This window comes from Lysobacter ciconiae (assembly GCF_015209725.1).
Classification (GTDB): Bacteria; Pseudomonadota; Gammaproteobacteria; order Xanthomonadales; family Xanthomonadaceae; genus Novilysobacter; species Novilysobacter ciconiae.
Window position 1 is genome coordinate 285,672 of record NZ_CP063656.1, and the last position, 15,053, is coordinate 300,724.

The following is a 15,053-nucleotide window of genomic DNA, read 5'->3' on the forward strand; positions in this document are numbered from 1 at the left end:
CAAGTTATACACAGCCGCCTGGGTCAGTTTCTGACGTTATTTGCGACTTGCTGCCCAATTTTTGCGTCCGTTGAGAACAAATTGAGATTTACACGCATGTCCAGCCGGGTCAAATGGCCTACATCTGTCGTGTGCTTTGCCGCATGGGGCGCCAGGACCGAAGGGCGCGACAGGGAGCCGGCGGCGAGCTACGAAGGCATCGCTGACATTGGAAGCCACTTCCGTCTCGACGCCGACCGGTCATGACCGCGATGCAATCCGGACACGACCAGATCCGTGGATTCTCCACAACTGCTTGCGCCACACCAACCGGGGTAACAATCTCATGTCCAGAACCACCGATAAGCGCCTGCGCCAAAGCCTCCTCGCAGCCGCCACCGCCGTTGCGCTTTCCTCCGCCGCGTTCGCCGCGCCGGCCGTTGCAGCCGATGCGGGGGTCGCCAACCTGGCCACCCTGCAGGACGGCCAGCCGACCGATCGCTTCATCGTCAAGTACCGCGAGGGAAGCGAACCGCAAGCCAACCTGGCCAAGGTCCAGTCCTCCCTGGACCGCGTGGCCAGGACCGCGCGCACGGGCAACGCGCTGGCACTCCACCAGGTGCGCCGCATCGCCACCGGCGCGGACGTGGTCCGCACCGACCGCAAGCTTGACCGTGTCGAAGCCGCCGCGCTGATGCGCCAGATCGCCGCCGATCCGAACGTCGAGTATGTGGAGGTCGACCAGCTGCTGCAGCCGGCCTTCACCCCCAACGACAGCCTCTATGCCAACAACCAGTGGCACTACTACGAAGCCGCCGGCGGCATCCGCGCCGACAAGGCCTGGGACGTCAGCACCGGCTCGGGCATCGTGGTCGCCGTGCTGGACACCGGCATCACCAACCACAGCGATCTGAATGGCAACGTGGTCGCCGGCTACGACATGATCTCCGACGCGGGCATCGCCGGCGACGGCGACGGCCGCGACAGCGATCCCAGCGATCCGGGCGACTACAGCGGCGGCTACAACTCCAGCTGGCACGGCACCCACGTCGCCGGCACCATCGCGGCGGTGACCAACAACAACAAGGGCGTGGCCGGCGTCGCCTACAACGCGAAGATCCAGCCGGTGCGCGTGCTCGGCCGGGGCGGCGGTTACACCTCCGATATCGCCGACGGCATCATCTGGGCCTCCGGCGGCAGCGTCAGCGGCGTGCCGGCCAACAGCAACCCGGCCGAAGTCATCAACATGAGCCTGGGCGGCAGCGGTTCGTGCAGCAGCACCACCCAGAGCGCGATCAACGGCGCGGTGTCGCGCGGCACCACCGTGGTGGTGGCGGCCGGCAACAGCAACGCCAACACATCCGGATTCAATCCGGCCAACTGCAACAACGTCATCGCGGTGGCGTCCACCACCCGGACCGGCGCGCGCTCCAGCTTCTCCAACTACGGCCCGTTGATCGACGTGGCGGCGCCGGGCAGCGACATCGCCTCCACCATCAACAACGGCACCAAGGCGCCCTCGACCGAGGGCTACGGGACGATGTCGGGCACCTCGATGGCCGCCCCGCACGTGGCCGGCGTCGTTGCATTGATGCAGTCCGCAGCCGCGGCCAACGGCGGGGTCAAGACCCCGGCGCAGATCGAGGCGGCGCTCAAGTCCACCCTGCGCCCGTTCCCGGTCAGCATCGACAAGGCGATCGGCAACGGCATCGTGGACGCCAAAGCCGCGGTCGACGCGATGGGCGGCGGCGGTGGCAATCCGCCCGATCCAGATCCGGTCGGCGGCACCTTGACCAAGGGCACGCCGGTAACGGGCCTGTCGGCGGCCACCGGGGCGACGGTGAACTACACCTTCCAGGTGCCGGCGGGCGCGACCAACCTGAGCTTCAAGATGTCTGGCGGCAGCGGTGATGCGGATATGTACATCAAGCGCGGCACGGCCCCGACCGACAGCTCCTACGACTGCCGTCCGTGGCTGAGTGGCAACACCGAGACCTGCACCTTCGCCAGCCCCACCGCCGGCACCTACCACGTCCGGCTCAAGGCCTACCAGGCGTTCAGCGGCGTCAGCCTGGTCGCCAACTACGACACCGGCAGCGGCGGCGGCAACGACAACCCGCAGACCTACAGCAACACCACCACGTACAACATCCCCAACCCGGGCACGATCGAGAGCCCGATCACCGTCAGCGGCCGCAGCGGCAACGGCCTGGCGGCGACCAAGGTCACCCTGGACATCCGCCACACCTACCGCGGTGACTTGCAGATCGACCTGGTGGCACCCGACAACTCCACCTACCGGATCAAGAACTCCAGCGGCAGCGACAGTGCCGACAACGTGATCGGCTACGCCAACGTCAACCTGACCAGCGAAGCCAAGAACGGCACCTGGAAGCTGCGCGTGCGTGACATGTGGTCCGGCGACAGCGGCTACATCAAGTCGTGGAGCATCGACTTCTGATCAGCACGTCTTGAACGCCTGAAAGCAAGAAACCCGCCGGAAGGCGGGTTTCTCTTTGCAGCGAACCGGCTGGAACTCACCGGTCGGAACCGCACCGGAAGGCTTACTTGATCTTGCCTTCCTTGTACATCACATGCTTGCGAACGACGGGATCGTACTTCTTCATCTCCATCTTGTTCGGCGTGTTCTTCTTGTTCTTGTCGGTCGTGTAGAAATGACCGGTATTGGCCGAAGAGATCATGCGGATTTTGTCGCGCTTGGAAGCCATGGTTCAGTCCTCCTCAGATCTTTTCGCCGCGTGCGCGGAGATCGGCCAGAACGGAATCGATCCCGTTCTTGTCGATGGTGCGCATCGCGTTGGCGGAAACACGCAGCTTGACCCAGCGGTTCTCACTGGCGACCCAGAAACGGCGCTCGTGAAGGTTGGGCATGAAGCGGCGACGGGTCTTGTTCATGGCATGCGAGACGTTGTTGCCAGTCGTCGTTCGCTTGCCGGTTACTTGGCATACACGGGACATACGCACCTCGAAAGGATGTTGATGCTTCCCTTGGCCAGGGAGGCGGCGGCCCCGCCGGATCCACGGATGTGGTCGGCATGCGATACGGGAAGAAGGCCGCCCGGAGGCGGACGCTGGAACCGGCAGACCGGAATCGCGCTTCCGGATGCTGCCTTGCAAGCCTCACGGGCTGGCCGGACACAGCGAGCCGGGCATTATGCGGCAATCAATGGTTGCCAGCAAGCTGCCGCCACCGGCGATCCCAGCTCTCCAAGTCGCGTTGACGCTATCGCCGCCCGGGAACCACGCCAACGGGCGATTTTTCCATCCCACCGCCGGAACCCTGAAAAAGCGCCTGCCGGGTGTCCCGCTCACCAAGCGAATATCGTGGAGCGACTGAGCGGGACACCCGGCAGGCGCCCTCGCGTAAGTACCCCGCCACAGCCAAATCCGTCGCTGGTCGGGCCTCCGCCGCCATCTTTGGGCACTCACCCATCGGCCAAACCCGCCATCGCCGGCCCGACCCTCTCAGCCCTTCGCGTCAGCCGCCGCCTTCGACTCCGCGATGAATGCCCGCACCTGGCTCTCCAGCACCGGCAGCGGCACCGAACCCAGCGCCAGCACCATGTCGTGAAACGCCTTGATGTCGAAATTCCCGCCCAACTCCCGCTCCGCCTCGCCGCGCAGACGCACGATCGCCAACTCGCCCAGCTTGTAGCTCAGCGCCTGGCCCGGCCAGGAAATGTACCGGTCCACCTCGGTGGTGACCTCGTGCTCGCTCAAGGCCGTGCGATCCCGCAGATAGGCCAACGCCTGGTCGCGCGTCCATCCCTGCGCATGCAGCCCGGTATCGATCACCAGCCGCGCGGCCCGCCACATCTCGTAGGTCAACCGGCCGAAGTGCTCGTAGGGCGTCTCGTAGATGCCCATTTCCTCGCCGAGCTTCTCCACGTACAGGCCCCAGCCCTCACCGAAGGCCGAGATGTAGGTCTTGCGGCGGAAGTCGGGCAGCGCGTCCTGCTCGGCCGCCAGCGCGCCCTGCATCGCGTGGCCGGGCGCGGCCTCGTGCAGGGTCAGCGCGGGCAGGTTGTACAACGCGCGCGAAGGCAGGTCGTAGGTGTTGACCCAGTAGGTGCCGTTGCCGCCGCGGCCGCTGGTCCAGTACGGCGCGATATCCTCGGGCACCGGAACGATGGTGAAGCGCCCGCGCGGCAGCGTGCCGATGAAGTTGCCGAGCTGCGCGTCGATGCGCTTGGCGATCCAGGCCGCCCGCCACAGAAGCTCCTCCGGGGTCCTGGCGTAGAACTGCTCGTCGGTGCGCAGGAACTGCAGGAACTCGGCAAAGCTGCCCTTGAAGCCGACCTGCTGGATGATCGCGTCCATCTCGCCCTGGATGCGTTCCACCTCGTCCAGGCCGATCCGGTGGATCTGCGCGGGAGTGAGGTCCAGGGTGGTGTATTCGCGGATCTGCTGGCGATAGAACGCATCGCCGCCGGGCATCTCCGACGCGCCCAGCGTGGTGCGCGCGCCGGGCACGTACTCGTCGTGGAAGAACGTCAGCAGGGTCCGGTAGGCGGGGATCACCTGCTGGCCGATGGCTTCCCGGGCCGCTGCGCGGAGCTTGGCCTGCTCCTCGGCCGGAATGGAAGCGGGCAGTTTGCGCAGCGGGTCGTAGAACGTCGACTTCTCCGGGTCGGTGAGATCGGCGACCGCGGCGATCGACACATCGCGCCCGTCCAGTACCGCCCGCGGCACGGTGAAGCCGCGCTCCAGACCGGCGCGCATGTTGGTGATCTGCTGGTCGAAGTGGCGCGGGACATCGGCCAGGCGCTGGATGTAGCGGCGGTAGTCGTCGGCCGTGTGCATCGGCCGTCGGGTCATGAAGCCCAGGTTGGACCAGAACGAGGAGTCCGAGTTGAACGGCATCTCGTAGCTGCGGAAGCGGACCTGGGCGGCGAGGTTCTCCACCTGCGGCCGGTAAATCGCCAGGTTGATCCGGTTCTCCGCCGACAGCGCGGACGGGTCGATCGTGTCCAGTTCGGCGAGCACGTCGTCCCAGTATGCCAAGCGAGCCGCCTGGCTCGCCGCGTCGACAGACGGCAGACGGCCGGGCGCGGACCCGCTGTCGCCATCCTCGTCGGAGCCACCGCCGGTCTGCTCCTGGCGCCAGGTCCACTCGCGCTCGTAGATGGTCTGGAAGCGCTTGTCGGCGGCCGACGTCACGGCAGCGGTACTGGCGGCAGCGGCGGTATCGGCCGTGGCGGCGACCGCGGGTGCGCCGGCCAGGGCAAGATGCGCGGCGAGCAGCGCGGGCAACAGGGTCAGGGAGAGTGGCTTCACGGCATCCACGGCAGAAAGATCGAACCCGATCTTCGCACCGTGGCGCCGGCGATCCCACCGGCCGAAAGTACCGGCCGCGCGCATCAGCGACTCAGGCGACGGCGGTTCCGGTCACGACTGCGGCGGGCGCAGCTTCTCCAGCACCCCGTCCAGCGAGTCCAGGTCGCTGTAGTGGATCACCAGCTTGCCCTTGCCGCCGCGCCCGTGGAGGACGTTGACGCGGGTGTTCAGCGACTCTGACAGCTCGCGCTCCAGGCTGACGATGTCGGCCTGCGGGCGGGCTTTCACCGGTCGCGCGCGTTTGCCGACCGGAACCCGGCCCAGCGCGAACTGCTGCGCGCGGTGTTCGACCTCGCGCACCGACCAGCCGTGCTCGGCGGCATCGCTCGCCAGCTTGCTGGCCAGGTCGGGCGCCAGGGTCAGCAGCGCGCGTGCATGGCCCATCTCCAGCCGGCGCGCCTCCACCAGCGCACGGATCGCCGGGGGCAGTTCCAGCAGGCGCAACAGGTTGGACACGGCCGCCCGGGAACGCCCGACCGCGCCCGCTGCCTGGGCGTGGGTGAGGTCGAACTCGTCGATCAGGCGCTGCAGCGCGGAGGCCTCTTCGAGCGGGTTGAGGTCTTCGCGCTGGATGTTCTCGATCAGCGCCATCGCGATGACGGTGCGGTCGTCCACGGACCGCACGACCACCGGGATCTCGGTCAGACCGGCGCGCTGGGAGGCACGCCAGCGGCGCTCGCCGGCGATGATTTCCCAAGTCTTGCCGCCGTGCTCGCGCGATTCACGCACGACAATGGGCTGGATAACGCCCTGCGCGCGGATCGACTCGGCCAGCTCGTCGAGCTTCTCGTCATCCCAGTGCTTGCGCGGCTGGTACTTGCCCGGGGCCAGCGAATCCACCGGCAGGTGGCGCAGGGTGTCGCTGCTGGTGGCCTCCAGCTCGGGGACATCCGCCTTGGGGCCCAGCAGCGCTTCCAGGCCGCGGCCCAGCCCACGCTTCTTGGCGGCCGCCCTGGTGGCCGGCGGGCTGGCGGTGTCACCCTTTGCAGCACTCATGTGGTCGTCTCCGGATTGGGGGGCTTGGCGGCGGTCTGCGCGCGGCTGGCGGCCTGATCGCGTTCGCGCTGGCGGCGCAGGACCTCGCCGGCCAGGCCCAGGTAGGCGATCCCGCCGCGGCTGTTGCGGTCGTAGCCGACGATACTCTGGCCGTGGCTGGGCGCCTCGGCCAGGCGAACGTTGCGCGGGACGATGGTACGGAACACGCGGTCGCCGAAGTGCTCGATCAGCTCGGCCGACACCGCGTTGGCCAGGTTGTTGCGCACATCGAACATGGTCCGCAGCACGCCCTCGATTTCCAGGCGCGGATTGAGGTTCGCGCGGATCGCCTCGATCGTGTCCATCAGCGCGCTGATGCCTTCCAGCGCGTAGTACTCGCACTGCATCGGCACGATCACCGAGTCCGCCGCGGTCAGCGCATTCAAGGTCAGCAGAGACAGCGCCGGCGGACAGTCGATGAGGATGAAGTCGTAGTTGGCCGCGACCGGCGCCAGCACCAGCTTGAGTTGCTGCTCGCGCGCCTCGGCCGACATCAGCCGCAGTTCGGCGGCGGTCAGGTCGATGTTGCCGGGCACCAGGTCGTAGTCTTCCTGGGTGCGCACGATCACGCCAGCGATGTCCTCCTCACCCAGCAGGACCTCGCAGATCGAACTGTCCAGCTCGCGCTTGTTGACGCCGCTGCCGGTGGTCGCGTTGCCCTGCGGGTCCAGGTCGACCAGCAGGATTTTTTTCGGCGTGCGGGCGAGCGCGGCGGCCAGGTTGACGGCCGTGGTGGTCTTCCCAACCCCGCCTTTCTGGTTGGCGACGGCGATGATGCGGGCGATGCGGCTCGTCCCCTGGGTCACGGTTGCGGATTTCCCGGTTGCGAAGGTTGCGGCGAAGGTGGCGGCCATGCGTGCTGCGATGGGTGCTGCGAAAAGACCGCGCGTGGCGCCGCCCGACAGACGATTATGCCCGCCATGGCCGGCGCCTGCCGAACCGCGCGGCTGTGACCGGCGTCGCGATTGTGGCGCTGGACGCCGGCGTTGGCAGCGTTGTCAGGATTGGACCGTGCCGACCTCCGCGCGTTACGGCGCAGTGCTTTGCGCAGGCCCGGCAAGTTGGATAACCAGCAGGTGCCGCTCCGCATCCAGCCCGGGCACCCGCAGCGCGTGGGCGTGCGCGAGCGTCCACTGATGCGGCAGCTCGGCGATTTCGGCGTCCGGGTAGACCCCCTTCATCGCCAGCAGCTGGCCGCCGGGTTTGAGCAGGTGTCCGCCCAGTTGCAGGATCAGCGGCAGCGTCGCCAGTGCGCGCGCGGTGATCGCATCAAACGCGCCGGGACGGTCGAACGCCTCGATCCGCGACTCCACCACCTCCACGTCGGCCAGGGCCAGCTTGCGCACCACTTCGCGCAGGAACCGGACCTTCTTGCCGTTGCTCTCCACCAGTGTCACCCGCAGGCCGGGCTTGGCGATGGCCAGTGGAATGCCCGGCAGCCCGGCGCCCGTGCCCAGGTCGGCGAGGATGCCGCCGGCGCGGGCGATCGCATCCACGTGCGGATGCATCGCCAGCGAATCGAGCAGGTGCTTGTCGACCATGTCCAGCGGCTCGCGCACCGCGGTCAGGTTGTAGGCGCGGTTCCAGCGCAGCAGCAGCTGCAGATACTCCAGCAGCGGCGCGGCGATGGCGCGGTCCAGGCCAAGGCTGGCCAGGCCGGCGTCGAGTCGTTCGCGGGCAGCGATGGGAATGGGGATCGTCATGGGCGGGGATTATGGCGGCTGCGGTGCGGCCGGGCACTCGCTTGGGGGGATCGCGGTACGCGCGCGCTCACTCCGGACGCCAGGCCATTGCGCCGACATAGCCCGGCTGCGGCAGCAGTTCGCGCACCGACCACTGCGCCGGATCGCCCAGCGCGTCGTCACAGCGAACCAGGCGGATACCCGTGTCGCTGGTCTCGAACTCGAATTTGTCTAGGCCAAACGCCAGTCCTCGGCCGTGCGCCTTGAGCACGGCTTCCTTGGCGCACCACAGTCGCAGGAAGGCCGGTTCCCGTTGTGCGGGCGGCAGGGCGGCAATCGCATCGGCTTCGGACGCGGTGAAGAAGCGCCGCGCCAGCTCCATCGCCCGCGGTCGTGGCCGGACCCATTCCAGATCAATGCCGAGGCGCACGTCGCGGCCCAGCGCGACCAGCAGACCTGCGCCGCTGTGGCTCCAGTTGCCGTCCCAGCGGGCGAAGCGGCCTCCCAAGTGCGGCCGGCCATGGTCGTCGCGCGGCAGCGACAGGTCCTCGGGCGGACAGCCCAGCCGCTCGCCCAGCCAGCGGCGTGCGACGGGCTCGGCGACCTCGCCGCGCGGCAACGGCAGCCAGGTCCAGCAGGGCGGATGGGGCTCGGGCACAGGCATGGCGATGTTGGTGGCAATGGCGTTGCTCAGCGTAAGCTAAGCATTGGGGAGCGGCAGTGCCGCAGTATTGGACTTATGTCAGCCGTCTTTGATAACACTGCCAGGAACGTCGCTGCCGGCGACCCATCGCCGCTTGCCCTTGGCGCGCCGGGAAGAGAGATCGTCTTCGATGCGCACGGTGCCGTGCCGCTGTCCCGGTTCCTTGACGAGGTGCGCGGTGTCGCGGCCGGTTTGCCGAGCGCCGCGTACGTGCTCAACCTGTGCGAGGACCGGTACCGCTTCCTGGTCGCGTTCTGTGCCGCCGCCATGCGGGGCCAGACGACACTGCTGCCGGCCTCGCGGGCCGAGGCCACCGTGGCCCAGGTGCGCGGCCAGTATCCGGACAGCTACTGCATCGTCGAGATGGACGCCGCCAAAGATCCCGGCGCCGGTTTCCACGAACTCCCGCAGGTACTGCCCGGGCGCGACGGGGAGATGCCGTTGATCGCCGCCGAGGCGCTGGTCGCCATCGGCTTCACCTCCGGTAGCACCGGCCAGCCCACTGCCACGCCCAAGCGCTGGCGGGCGTTCACGGCCGGAACCGGACAGAACCTCGCCGCGCTGACCGGACTTCTGGGGAGCGGAGCCGCGGACTTCACCACGCCGGTGGTGGCGACGGTGCCGTCCCAGCACATGTACGGCATGGAGATGTCCGTCCTGCTGCCGCTGCTGGGACCGGTGGCGGTGCACGTCAGCCGGCCCTTCTTTCCTGCCGACATCGCCATGGCCTGCAGCGATGCGGGCATGCCGCCGCTGCTGGTGACCAGCCCGGTGCACCTGCGCGCGCTGCTGCAGTCCGGCGTCGCGATGCCGCCGCTGGCCGGCATCGTCTGCTCCACCGCGCCGCTGCCGCCCGAACTGGCCGACGCGGCCGAGCGGCGCTACCACTGCCACGTGCGCGAGCTGTTCGGCTCGACCGAAACCTGCGTCATCGCCCGTCGCCGCACGGCGGTGGAATCTGCGTGGACGCCGTTGCCTGGCGTCTGCCTCGCCGCGCAACCCGACGGCACCCGGGTGAGGGCCGCCCATCTGGAGCACCCGGTGGTGCTGGCCGACGTCGTCGAACTTCAGCCTGACGGCCGGTTCGTCCTGCGCGGTCGCCACGCCGACCTGCTGGAGATTGCCGGCAAGCGCGCGTCGCTGGGTGACCTGACCCGGATCCTGCTGGATGTGCCTGGCGTCGATGACGGTGTCATCGTGCAGTTGGAGGGCGACCAGTCCGGTGTCCAGCGCATTGCCGCGGTCGTGGTGGCGCCCGGCATGGATGAGGCGGCGTTGATGCAGGGATTGCGCGGTCGCTGCGATCCGGTCTTCCTGCCGCGCCGGGTGCGATTCGTCGCCCAATTGCCGCGCAATGCCACCGGAAAGATTCCGCGCCAGAGCCTGGTGGACATTCTCTCGGGGTGAGGAAACCCCTACGTCGTCGTCACACCCGCCTGTACAGACTGCAAGCGCCCCCACTCAGGGGAGCACGTTTACAAACCTCTGATGGATCCAAGGAGAAACACGTATGGGCATTATTATCTGGTTGATTATGGGCGGCATCATTGGTTGGATTGCCAGCCTGATCATGAAGACCGACGGGCAGCAGGGCATCATCCTCAACGTCGTGGTCGGCATCATCGGTGCGTTTATCGGCGGCTGGCTGGCCGGTATGCTCGGCATCGCCGGTGGCAGCATCAATGATGCGGGCATCAGTATTCCGAGCATCCTGGTCTCGCTGGTCGGCGCGATCGTGTTGCTGGCGATCGTCAACCTGTTCCGCCGCGGTCGTCCGCGCTGAGCCCTGGTTGAAACAAGTTTGGCGCATTGATGCGCCGAGATCGGAATGGCCCGGCACTGCCGGGCCATTTTTTTGCGCGCAACCGCCGGGGTGGATCAGTACGCCGTCGGCGGTTGCAGTTGCACCCAGGCCGGCGTGTGGTCACTCGGCCGGTCCCACGTCCTTGGTTCGCGATCGATTCCGGCGGCGACGCATCGCGCCCTGAGCGCATCGGAGATCAGGGTGAGATCGATGCGCAGCCCCATGTCACGGCGGAACGCCGCCTGGCGGTAATCCCACCAGCTGAAGATGCCGCCGTCGTCATGATGCAGGCGGAATGCATCGTGCAGGCCCAGGTCGAGCAGGCGCTGCAATGCCGCGCGCTCGGCGGTGGAGGTCAGGATGTGCCGGTCGTTCCACACCTCGGGGTCGTGGACGTCGCGATCGTCGGGAGCGATGTTGAAATCGCCCATCACCACCAGGTCCGGATGCATCTGCAGCTCGGCGGCGATCCATGCATGCACCGCCTCCAGCCAGCGCAGCTTGTAGGCGTATTTGTCGGTGCCCACGTCCTGGCCGTTGACCACGTACAGATTGATGATGCGCACGCCGTCGACCGTCGCGGCGATCACGCGCTGCTGCTCGTCGACGAATCCGGGAATGCCGATCTGGACGTCGGTCGCCGGCGATCGGGACAGAATGGCGACGCCGTTATAGGTTTTCTGGCCACTGAAGACGCTGCGATAACCCAGTTCGGCGAGCGCCGTATCGGGGAAGCGCTCGTCCTCGAGCTTGGTTTCCTGCAGTCCGACCACGGCGGGCGCGAATGACTCCAGCCACTGTTGCAGGTGCGGGAGGCGGACATTCAGTGAATTGACGTTCCAGCTGGCGATTTTCATCCGGCCAGTCTAGCCGGGAGCCGGCGCCGACTCATCCATGCGCCTGGCGTTTCCGCTCAGTCCGAGCCCGAATCCACCGGATCGGCAACGTCGAGCATCTCTTCCATCCGCGCCAGCGTGTCATCGTCCTTGATCACCCGTTTCAGCCACACGTGCAGTGGCATCTCGCCCCAGCGCGCGGCCTTGTCGGCGAGGTAGGCAACCGGGCTGTGCGGCTCGGTGCGGCGGAAGAACTCGGCGACCCGGCGCAACTGCGCGATCGCCTCCTTGCGCGAGGCGACGGCCTCGTTGCCCAGCGCCGCCGCGCGCGGTGCGGGGGTTCCGGGCGCCGGCACGGTCGTGTCGATCTGGCCCGGCTCCGGATCATCGCCGCCCACCAGCACGCCGGCCTCGCGGGCGAAACGTTGCGTGGTGGTCTGCAGATGCTCGAGCTGGTCGCGCAGGGCGGTGAAGCTGGGCCCGTCATGGCCCAGGCACTCGTCGATCGCGCGCTCCAGTTCGGCGAGCGCGGTCAGGCAGTCCGGCGCGAGTTCGGCGAGGCGGACGTAGAACTCATGCGGCGTGTTGCGACGCGCGGATTCCAGGGTCTCCGGCGACGGCCGGTCGTCGTCATCGCTGCGCGGCAGGCGTGCGGATTCAAAGTCCGCCAGGCTGAAGCGGCCCTGCGGTGCGTGGGTCAGCGGCAGGTCGCGCAGCCATTGGCCGGAGTGGGTGATCAGCCAGCCCAGATTGCCGATGCGTTGCTCCAGGTCGTCGTCCTCGACCTGCGGGTGGACGTCATCCCAGTAGCGGTCGCACAGCCCGGCGACCAGCCGGTACCCGCGCGCGAGTCCGGCAAATCCGTGGTTGCGGGTCTGAGCCTCCGACCACCAGACCGCCAGGCGCAGGTCCTTGCTGCGCTCGCGCAACAACTTGGCGCACATGCGCTCCACCGCCGCCCAGTCGGCGACCTTCAGATCGGTGATCCACTCGCCCTGTTCCAGCGAGGGATCATCCGCCCGGCGGGCTTCCTGGATGGCGTCGTATTCCAGCGAGAACGAGAGGTCCTCGCCGACGGGATCCGCACCGGGGATGGGCGCGAGCAGCTCTTCCTGGTCGAACATATGCAATCCGTTGCGTAGCGGTGACGCGGTGATGGTACCCCGATCGCGTCCGTGCGCGCCGCGCCCGCACGGCGGCGCGCGCGGGTCGCTCAGCGTGCCGCGGGCGGGGCTTTCAGCGTGTCCTCGAACAGCTCCAGGATCCGCCGGTACTCGTCGTACCAGCTGTCGGCGTGGACGAAGCCGTGGCGCTCCAGCGGGTACGACGCCAGCTCCCACTTGTCCTTGCGCAGCTCGATCAGGCGTTGGGCGAGCATCACCGAGTCCTTGTAGAAGACGTTGTTGTCCATCATCCCGTGGGCGATCAACAGGTGGTCCTGGAGGCCGTCGGCAAACTCGATCGGGGACGACGCGAGATACGCCTCCGGATCCAGCTCAGGGGTGTTGAGGATGTTGGAGGTGTACTCGTGGTTGTACTGCGACCAGTCGGTGACCGGGCGCAGCGCGGCGCCGGCCTTGAACACGCCGGGCTTCTTGAACAGCGCCATAAAGGTCATGAAGCCCCCGTAGCTGCCGCCGTAGATGCCGGCGCGGTCGACATCGGCCTGCTTGTTGGCGCCCAGCCAGGCCAGGCCGTCCAGATAATCCTGCAGCTCCGGGGTGCCCATGCGGCGGTAGATGGCGGTCCGCCAGTCGCGGCCGTAGCCCTCCGAGCCGCGGTAGTCCAGATCCAGGACGACGTAGCCGCGCTGCACCAGCAGGTTGTGGAACATCTGCTCGCGGAAATAGACCGGGTAGCGGCCATGCACGTTCTGCAGGTAGCCGGCGCCATGGACGAACATCACCACCGGATACCTGCGGCCGGGCTCCATCGTCGCCGGGCCGTAATACTTGCCCCAGATCGGGCCGGCGCCGTCGCTGGACGGGATCTGCACCATCTCGGGCTGGATCCATTGGCGCGCCTTGAACTCCGGCGTGCGGGTGTCGGTCAGCGCAGTCGCCTTGCCGCCGCCGGCATCCACCACGGCAAGCTGCGGCGGCAGGTAGCTGGCCGAGTAGCGCACCAGCACTTTCCCACCGTCCGGCGAGAGGGCGAAGTTCTCCACGCCGTCCAGGGCGGTGATCTCGCGCACGTTCCCGCTGCGGTCAACCGCGCAGACCTCGTAGTCGCCCGGGCGCTGGCGGTTGCAGGTGAAATAGAACGTGGTGCCGTCCGCGCCCAGCACCGGCGAGGAGACTTCCCATCGACCGGAAGTCAGCGCGCGCGGCGCGGCGTTGCCGTCGGCCAGATACAGGTGCGAATAGCCGCTCTGCTCCGACAACAGCCAGAGTGCGCCGTCGGGGGTCCAGCCGAAATCGTTGAAGCCCCAGTTGATCCACGCATCGTCATGCAGGTGGTGGCGCACGCTCAGCGCGGCCGACTCGACCCGGCCGCGGGTCGGGGTGACCGTGGCGATCCAGCGGTCCTTGTTGTCCACCGCGCGCAGCAGCACCGCGGCGGTGCTGCCGTCATCGCGCCAGTGGATGGCCGGCCGCCGGCCGCCCTCCGACTCCACCCGCACATCGCGGTTGCCGTCCAGCGGCTCCAGCTTGGCCTTCGCACGCAGGTCCGCCAGTGGGTCCTTGCCGATGCCGGGCAGCGCGTTCAACGAGAGCTCCGAACGGGTCCCGCCGGCGACATCCACCAGCCACAGCCGCTGGCCCTGCGGCGCCTTGCGGCCGACGCGGGTGCGGGCTTCCTCGAACTCCTCGTAACCGGATTCGGTCACGTACTTGGGCATCTTGCCCGCCTGGCCGTTCTCGGCGTTCTTGGGCTCGGTGACCACCAGCAGCCAGCGCGCGTCGGGCGACAGCGCGGTATCGACGATGCGCAGGTCATCGCCCATATAGGTGGCGATGGGCGCGCGGGTCGGATCGGCGGCCTGCCAGGCGAGGTTCTGCTCGCGCGCAGCCTCGCGCTTGGCGCGGTCGTCGGCGAGCGTCTGGATCAGGCGCAACTGGCGATCGCGCAGGTCGTCGTCCTTGGGCTCGGCGGCGGGATCCTTCTCGGCCTTGAGTACTGCAGCCTGGCTGGTGCCCTGGCCGGCGCGCCACTGGTACCAGTCATTGCCGGCACGGAACACCAGGTTGCCGTCACGGCTCCACTGCGGGCGTGACTCGGCCTCCTCGCTGCGGGTGACCTGGGTCAGCGCACCGCTGCGCAGATCGCGCACGAAGATGTCGCCGTTGCGGACAAAGGCGGCGCGCGTCCGGCGGGCGTCGAACACCGGATCGGCGGCATCGAGCTGGGCGCGGCTGCTTTCGTCCACCAAGGTCGGGGTGCCACCGCTGATGGCGACTTGCCAGGTGTCGCGGATCAGTTCGCCGTCGCGCTTGAGGTTGTACTGCACGTTGCGTCCGTCCCACGCCCACCACGCCTGCTCGACCGGTGGACCGATCCAGTCGGGACCGGCCATCGCCTGCTCCAGGGTGATTGGCGTGGCGTTGCCGGCGACCGGTTGGGCGGTGGCGGCGGAGGTCAGGAAGCCGAGCGCAAGCGCCAGGGCAATAGAGGTAAGTCGCATGGGCGGGACCGACAGGAAGAGTGGGGAAAAG

General features: G+C 67.9%; 12 protein-coding genes and 2 pseudogenes. 4 read left to right on the forward strand and 10 right to left on the reverse strand.

The window, feature by feature from the left end; translation table 11 throughout:
- Nucleotides 1–325: 325 nt before the first annotated feature.
- Both INQ41_RS01255 and INQ41_RS13180 read left to right on the forward strand, forming a co-directional pair.
- A pseudogene (locus tag INQ41_RS01255) lies at nt 326–2,065 on the forward strand (S8 family peptidase); the annotation flags it as partial.
- A gap of 192 nt (nt 2,066–2,257) precedes the next feature.
- Nucleotides 2,258–2,440, forward strand: a pseudogene (locus tag INQ41_RS13180) (proprotein convertase P-domain-containing protein); the annotation flags it as partial.
- A 103-nt stretch (nt 2,441–2,543) separates the two neighbouring features.
- Here INQ41_RS13180 and rpmG read toward each other — a convergent pair.
- The 7 genes from rpmG to INQ41_RS01290 form a co-directional block, all read right to left on the reverse strand.
- Nucleotides 2,544–2,708, reverse strand: a complete 165-nt coding sequence (gene rpmG, locus INQ41_RS01260) for a 50S ribosomal protein L33 (RefSeq protein WP_193985536.1) — start codon at nt 2,706–2,708, stop codon at nt 2,544–2,546.
- Nucleotides 2,709–2,721: 13 nt separating this feature from the next.
- A complete protein-coding gene (gene rpmB / locus INQ41_RS01265; protein ID WP_036191474.1) occupies nt 2,722–2,958 on the reverse strand; it encodes a 50S ribosomal protein L28 in 237 nt (78 codons plus the stop codon).
- A gap of 507 nt (nt 2,959–3,465) precedes the next feature.
- A complete protein-coding gene (locus tag INQ41_RS01270) occupies nt 3,466–5,277 on the reverse strand; it encodes a DUF885 domain-containing protein (protein ID WP_407074241.1) in 1,812 nt (603 codons plus the stop codon).
- A 111-nt stretch (nt 5,278–5,388) separates the two neighbouring features.
- Complete coding sequence (locus INQ41_RS01275) at nt 5,389–6,333, reverse strand: ParB/RepB/Spo0J family partition protein (protein ID WP_193985540.1); 945 nt, start codon at nt 6,331–6,333, stop codon at nt 5,389–5,391.
- On the reverse strand, nt 6,330–7,157 hold the full coding sequence (locus INQ41_RS01280) for a ParA family protein (protein WP_193987141.1): 828 nt from the start codon (nt 7,155–7,157) through the stop codon (nt 6,330–6,332). Before INQ41_RS01280 ends, INQ41_RS01275 begins: the two co-directional genes overlap by 4 nt.
- Before the next feature lie 243 nt (nt 7,158–7,400).
- Nucleotides 7,401–8,075 carry a 16S rRNA (guanine(527)-N(7))-methyltransferase RsmG gene (gene rsmG, locus INQ41_RS01285; RefSeq protein WP_193985541.1) on the reverse strand — a complete coding sequence of 225 codons (675 nt, stop codon included), beginning with the start codon at nt 8,073–8,075 and terminating at the stop codon, nt 7,401–7,403.
- A gap of 67 nt (nt 8,076–8,142) precedes the next feature.
- Entirely contained in the window at nt 8,143–8,718 is a 576-nt protein-coding gene (locus INQ41_RS01290; RefSeq protein WP_193985543.1) for a 4'-phosphopantetheinyl transferase family protein, read from the reverse strand.
- Between the two features lie 75 nt (nt 8,719–8,793).
- On the opposite strand from INQ41_RS01290, the gene INQ41_RS01295 reads away from it, so the two are divergent.
- Nucleotides 8,794–10,164, forward strand: a complete 1,371-nt coding sequence (locus tag INQ41_RS01295) for an AMP-binding protein (protein WP_193985545.1) — start codon at nt 8,794–8,796, stop codon at nt 10,162–10,164.
- A gap of 103 nt (nt 10,165–10,267) precedes the next feature.
- Nucleotides 10,268–10,540 (forward strand): GlsB/YeaQ/YmgE family stress response membrane protein, encoded by a 273-nt coding sequence (locus INQ41_RS01300; RefSeq protein WP_193985547.1) that lies wholly within the window; start codon nt 10,268–10,270, stop codon nt 10,538–10,540.
- Nucleotides 10,541–10,635: 95 nt separating this feature from the next.
- Here the strand turns inward: INQ41_RS01300 and xth are convergent, their stop codons facing one another.
- The 3 genes from xth to INQ41_RS01315 form a co-directional block, all read right to left on the reverse strand.
- Nucleotides 10,636–11,418 (reverse strand): exodeoxyribonuclease III, encoded by a 783-nt coding sequence (gene xth / locus INQ41_RS01305; protein WP_193985549.1) that lies wholly within the window; start codon nt 11,416–11,418, stop codon nt 10,636–10,638.
- A gap of 56 nt (nt 11,419–11,474) precedes the next feature.
- Nucleotides 11,475–12,521, reverse strand: coding sequence for a type VI secretion system protein TssA (gene tssA, locus INQ41_RS01310; protein WP_193985551.1), 1,047 nt, complete (start codon nt 12,519–12,521; stop codon nt 11,475–11,477).
- An 89-nt stretch (nt 12,522–12,610) separates the two neighbouring features.
- Nucleotides 12,611–15,022 (reverse strand): S9 family peptidase, encoded by a 2,412-nt coding sequence (locus INQ41_RS01315; RefSeq protein ID WP_193985553.1) that lies wholly within the window; start codon nt 15,020–15,022, stop codon nt 12,611–12,613.
- Nucleotides 15,023–15,053: the final 31 nt, after the last annotated feature.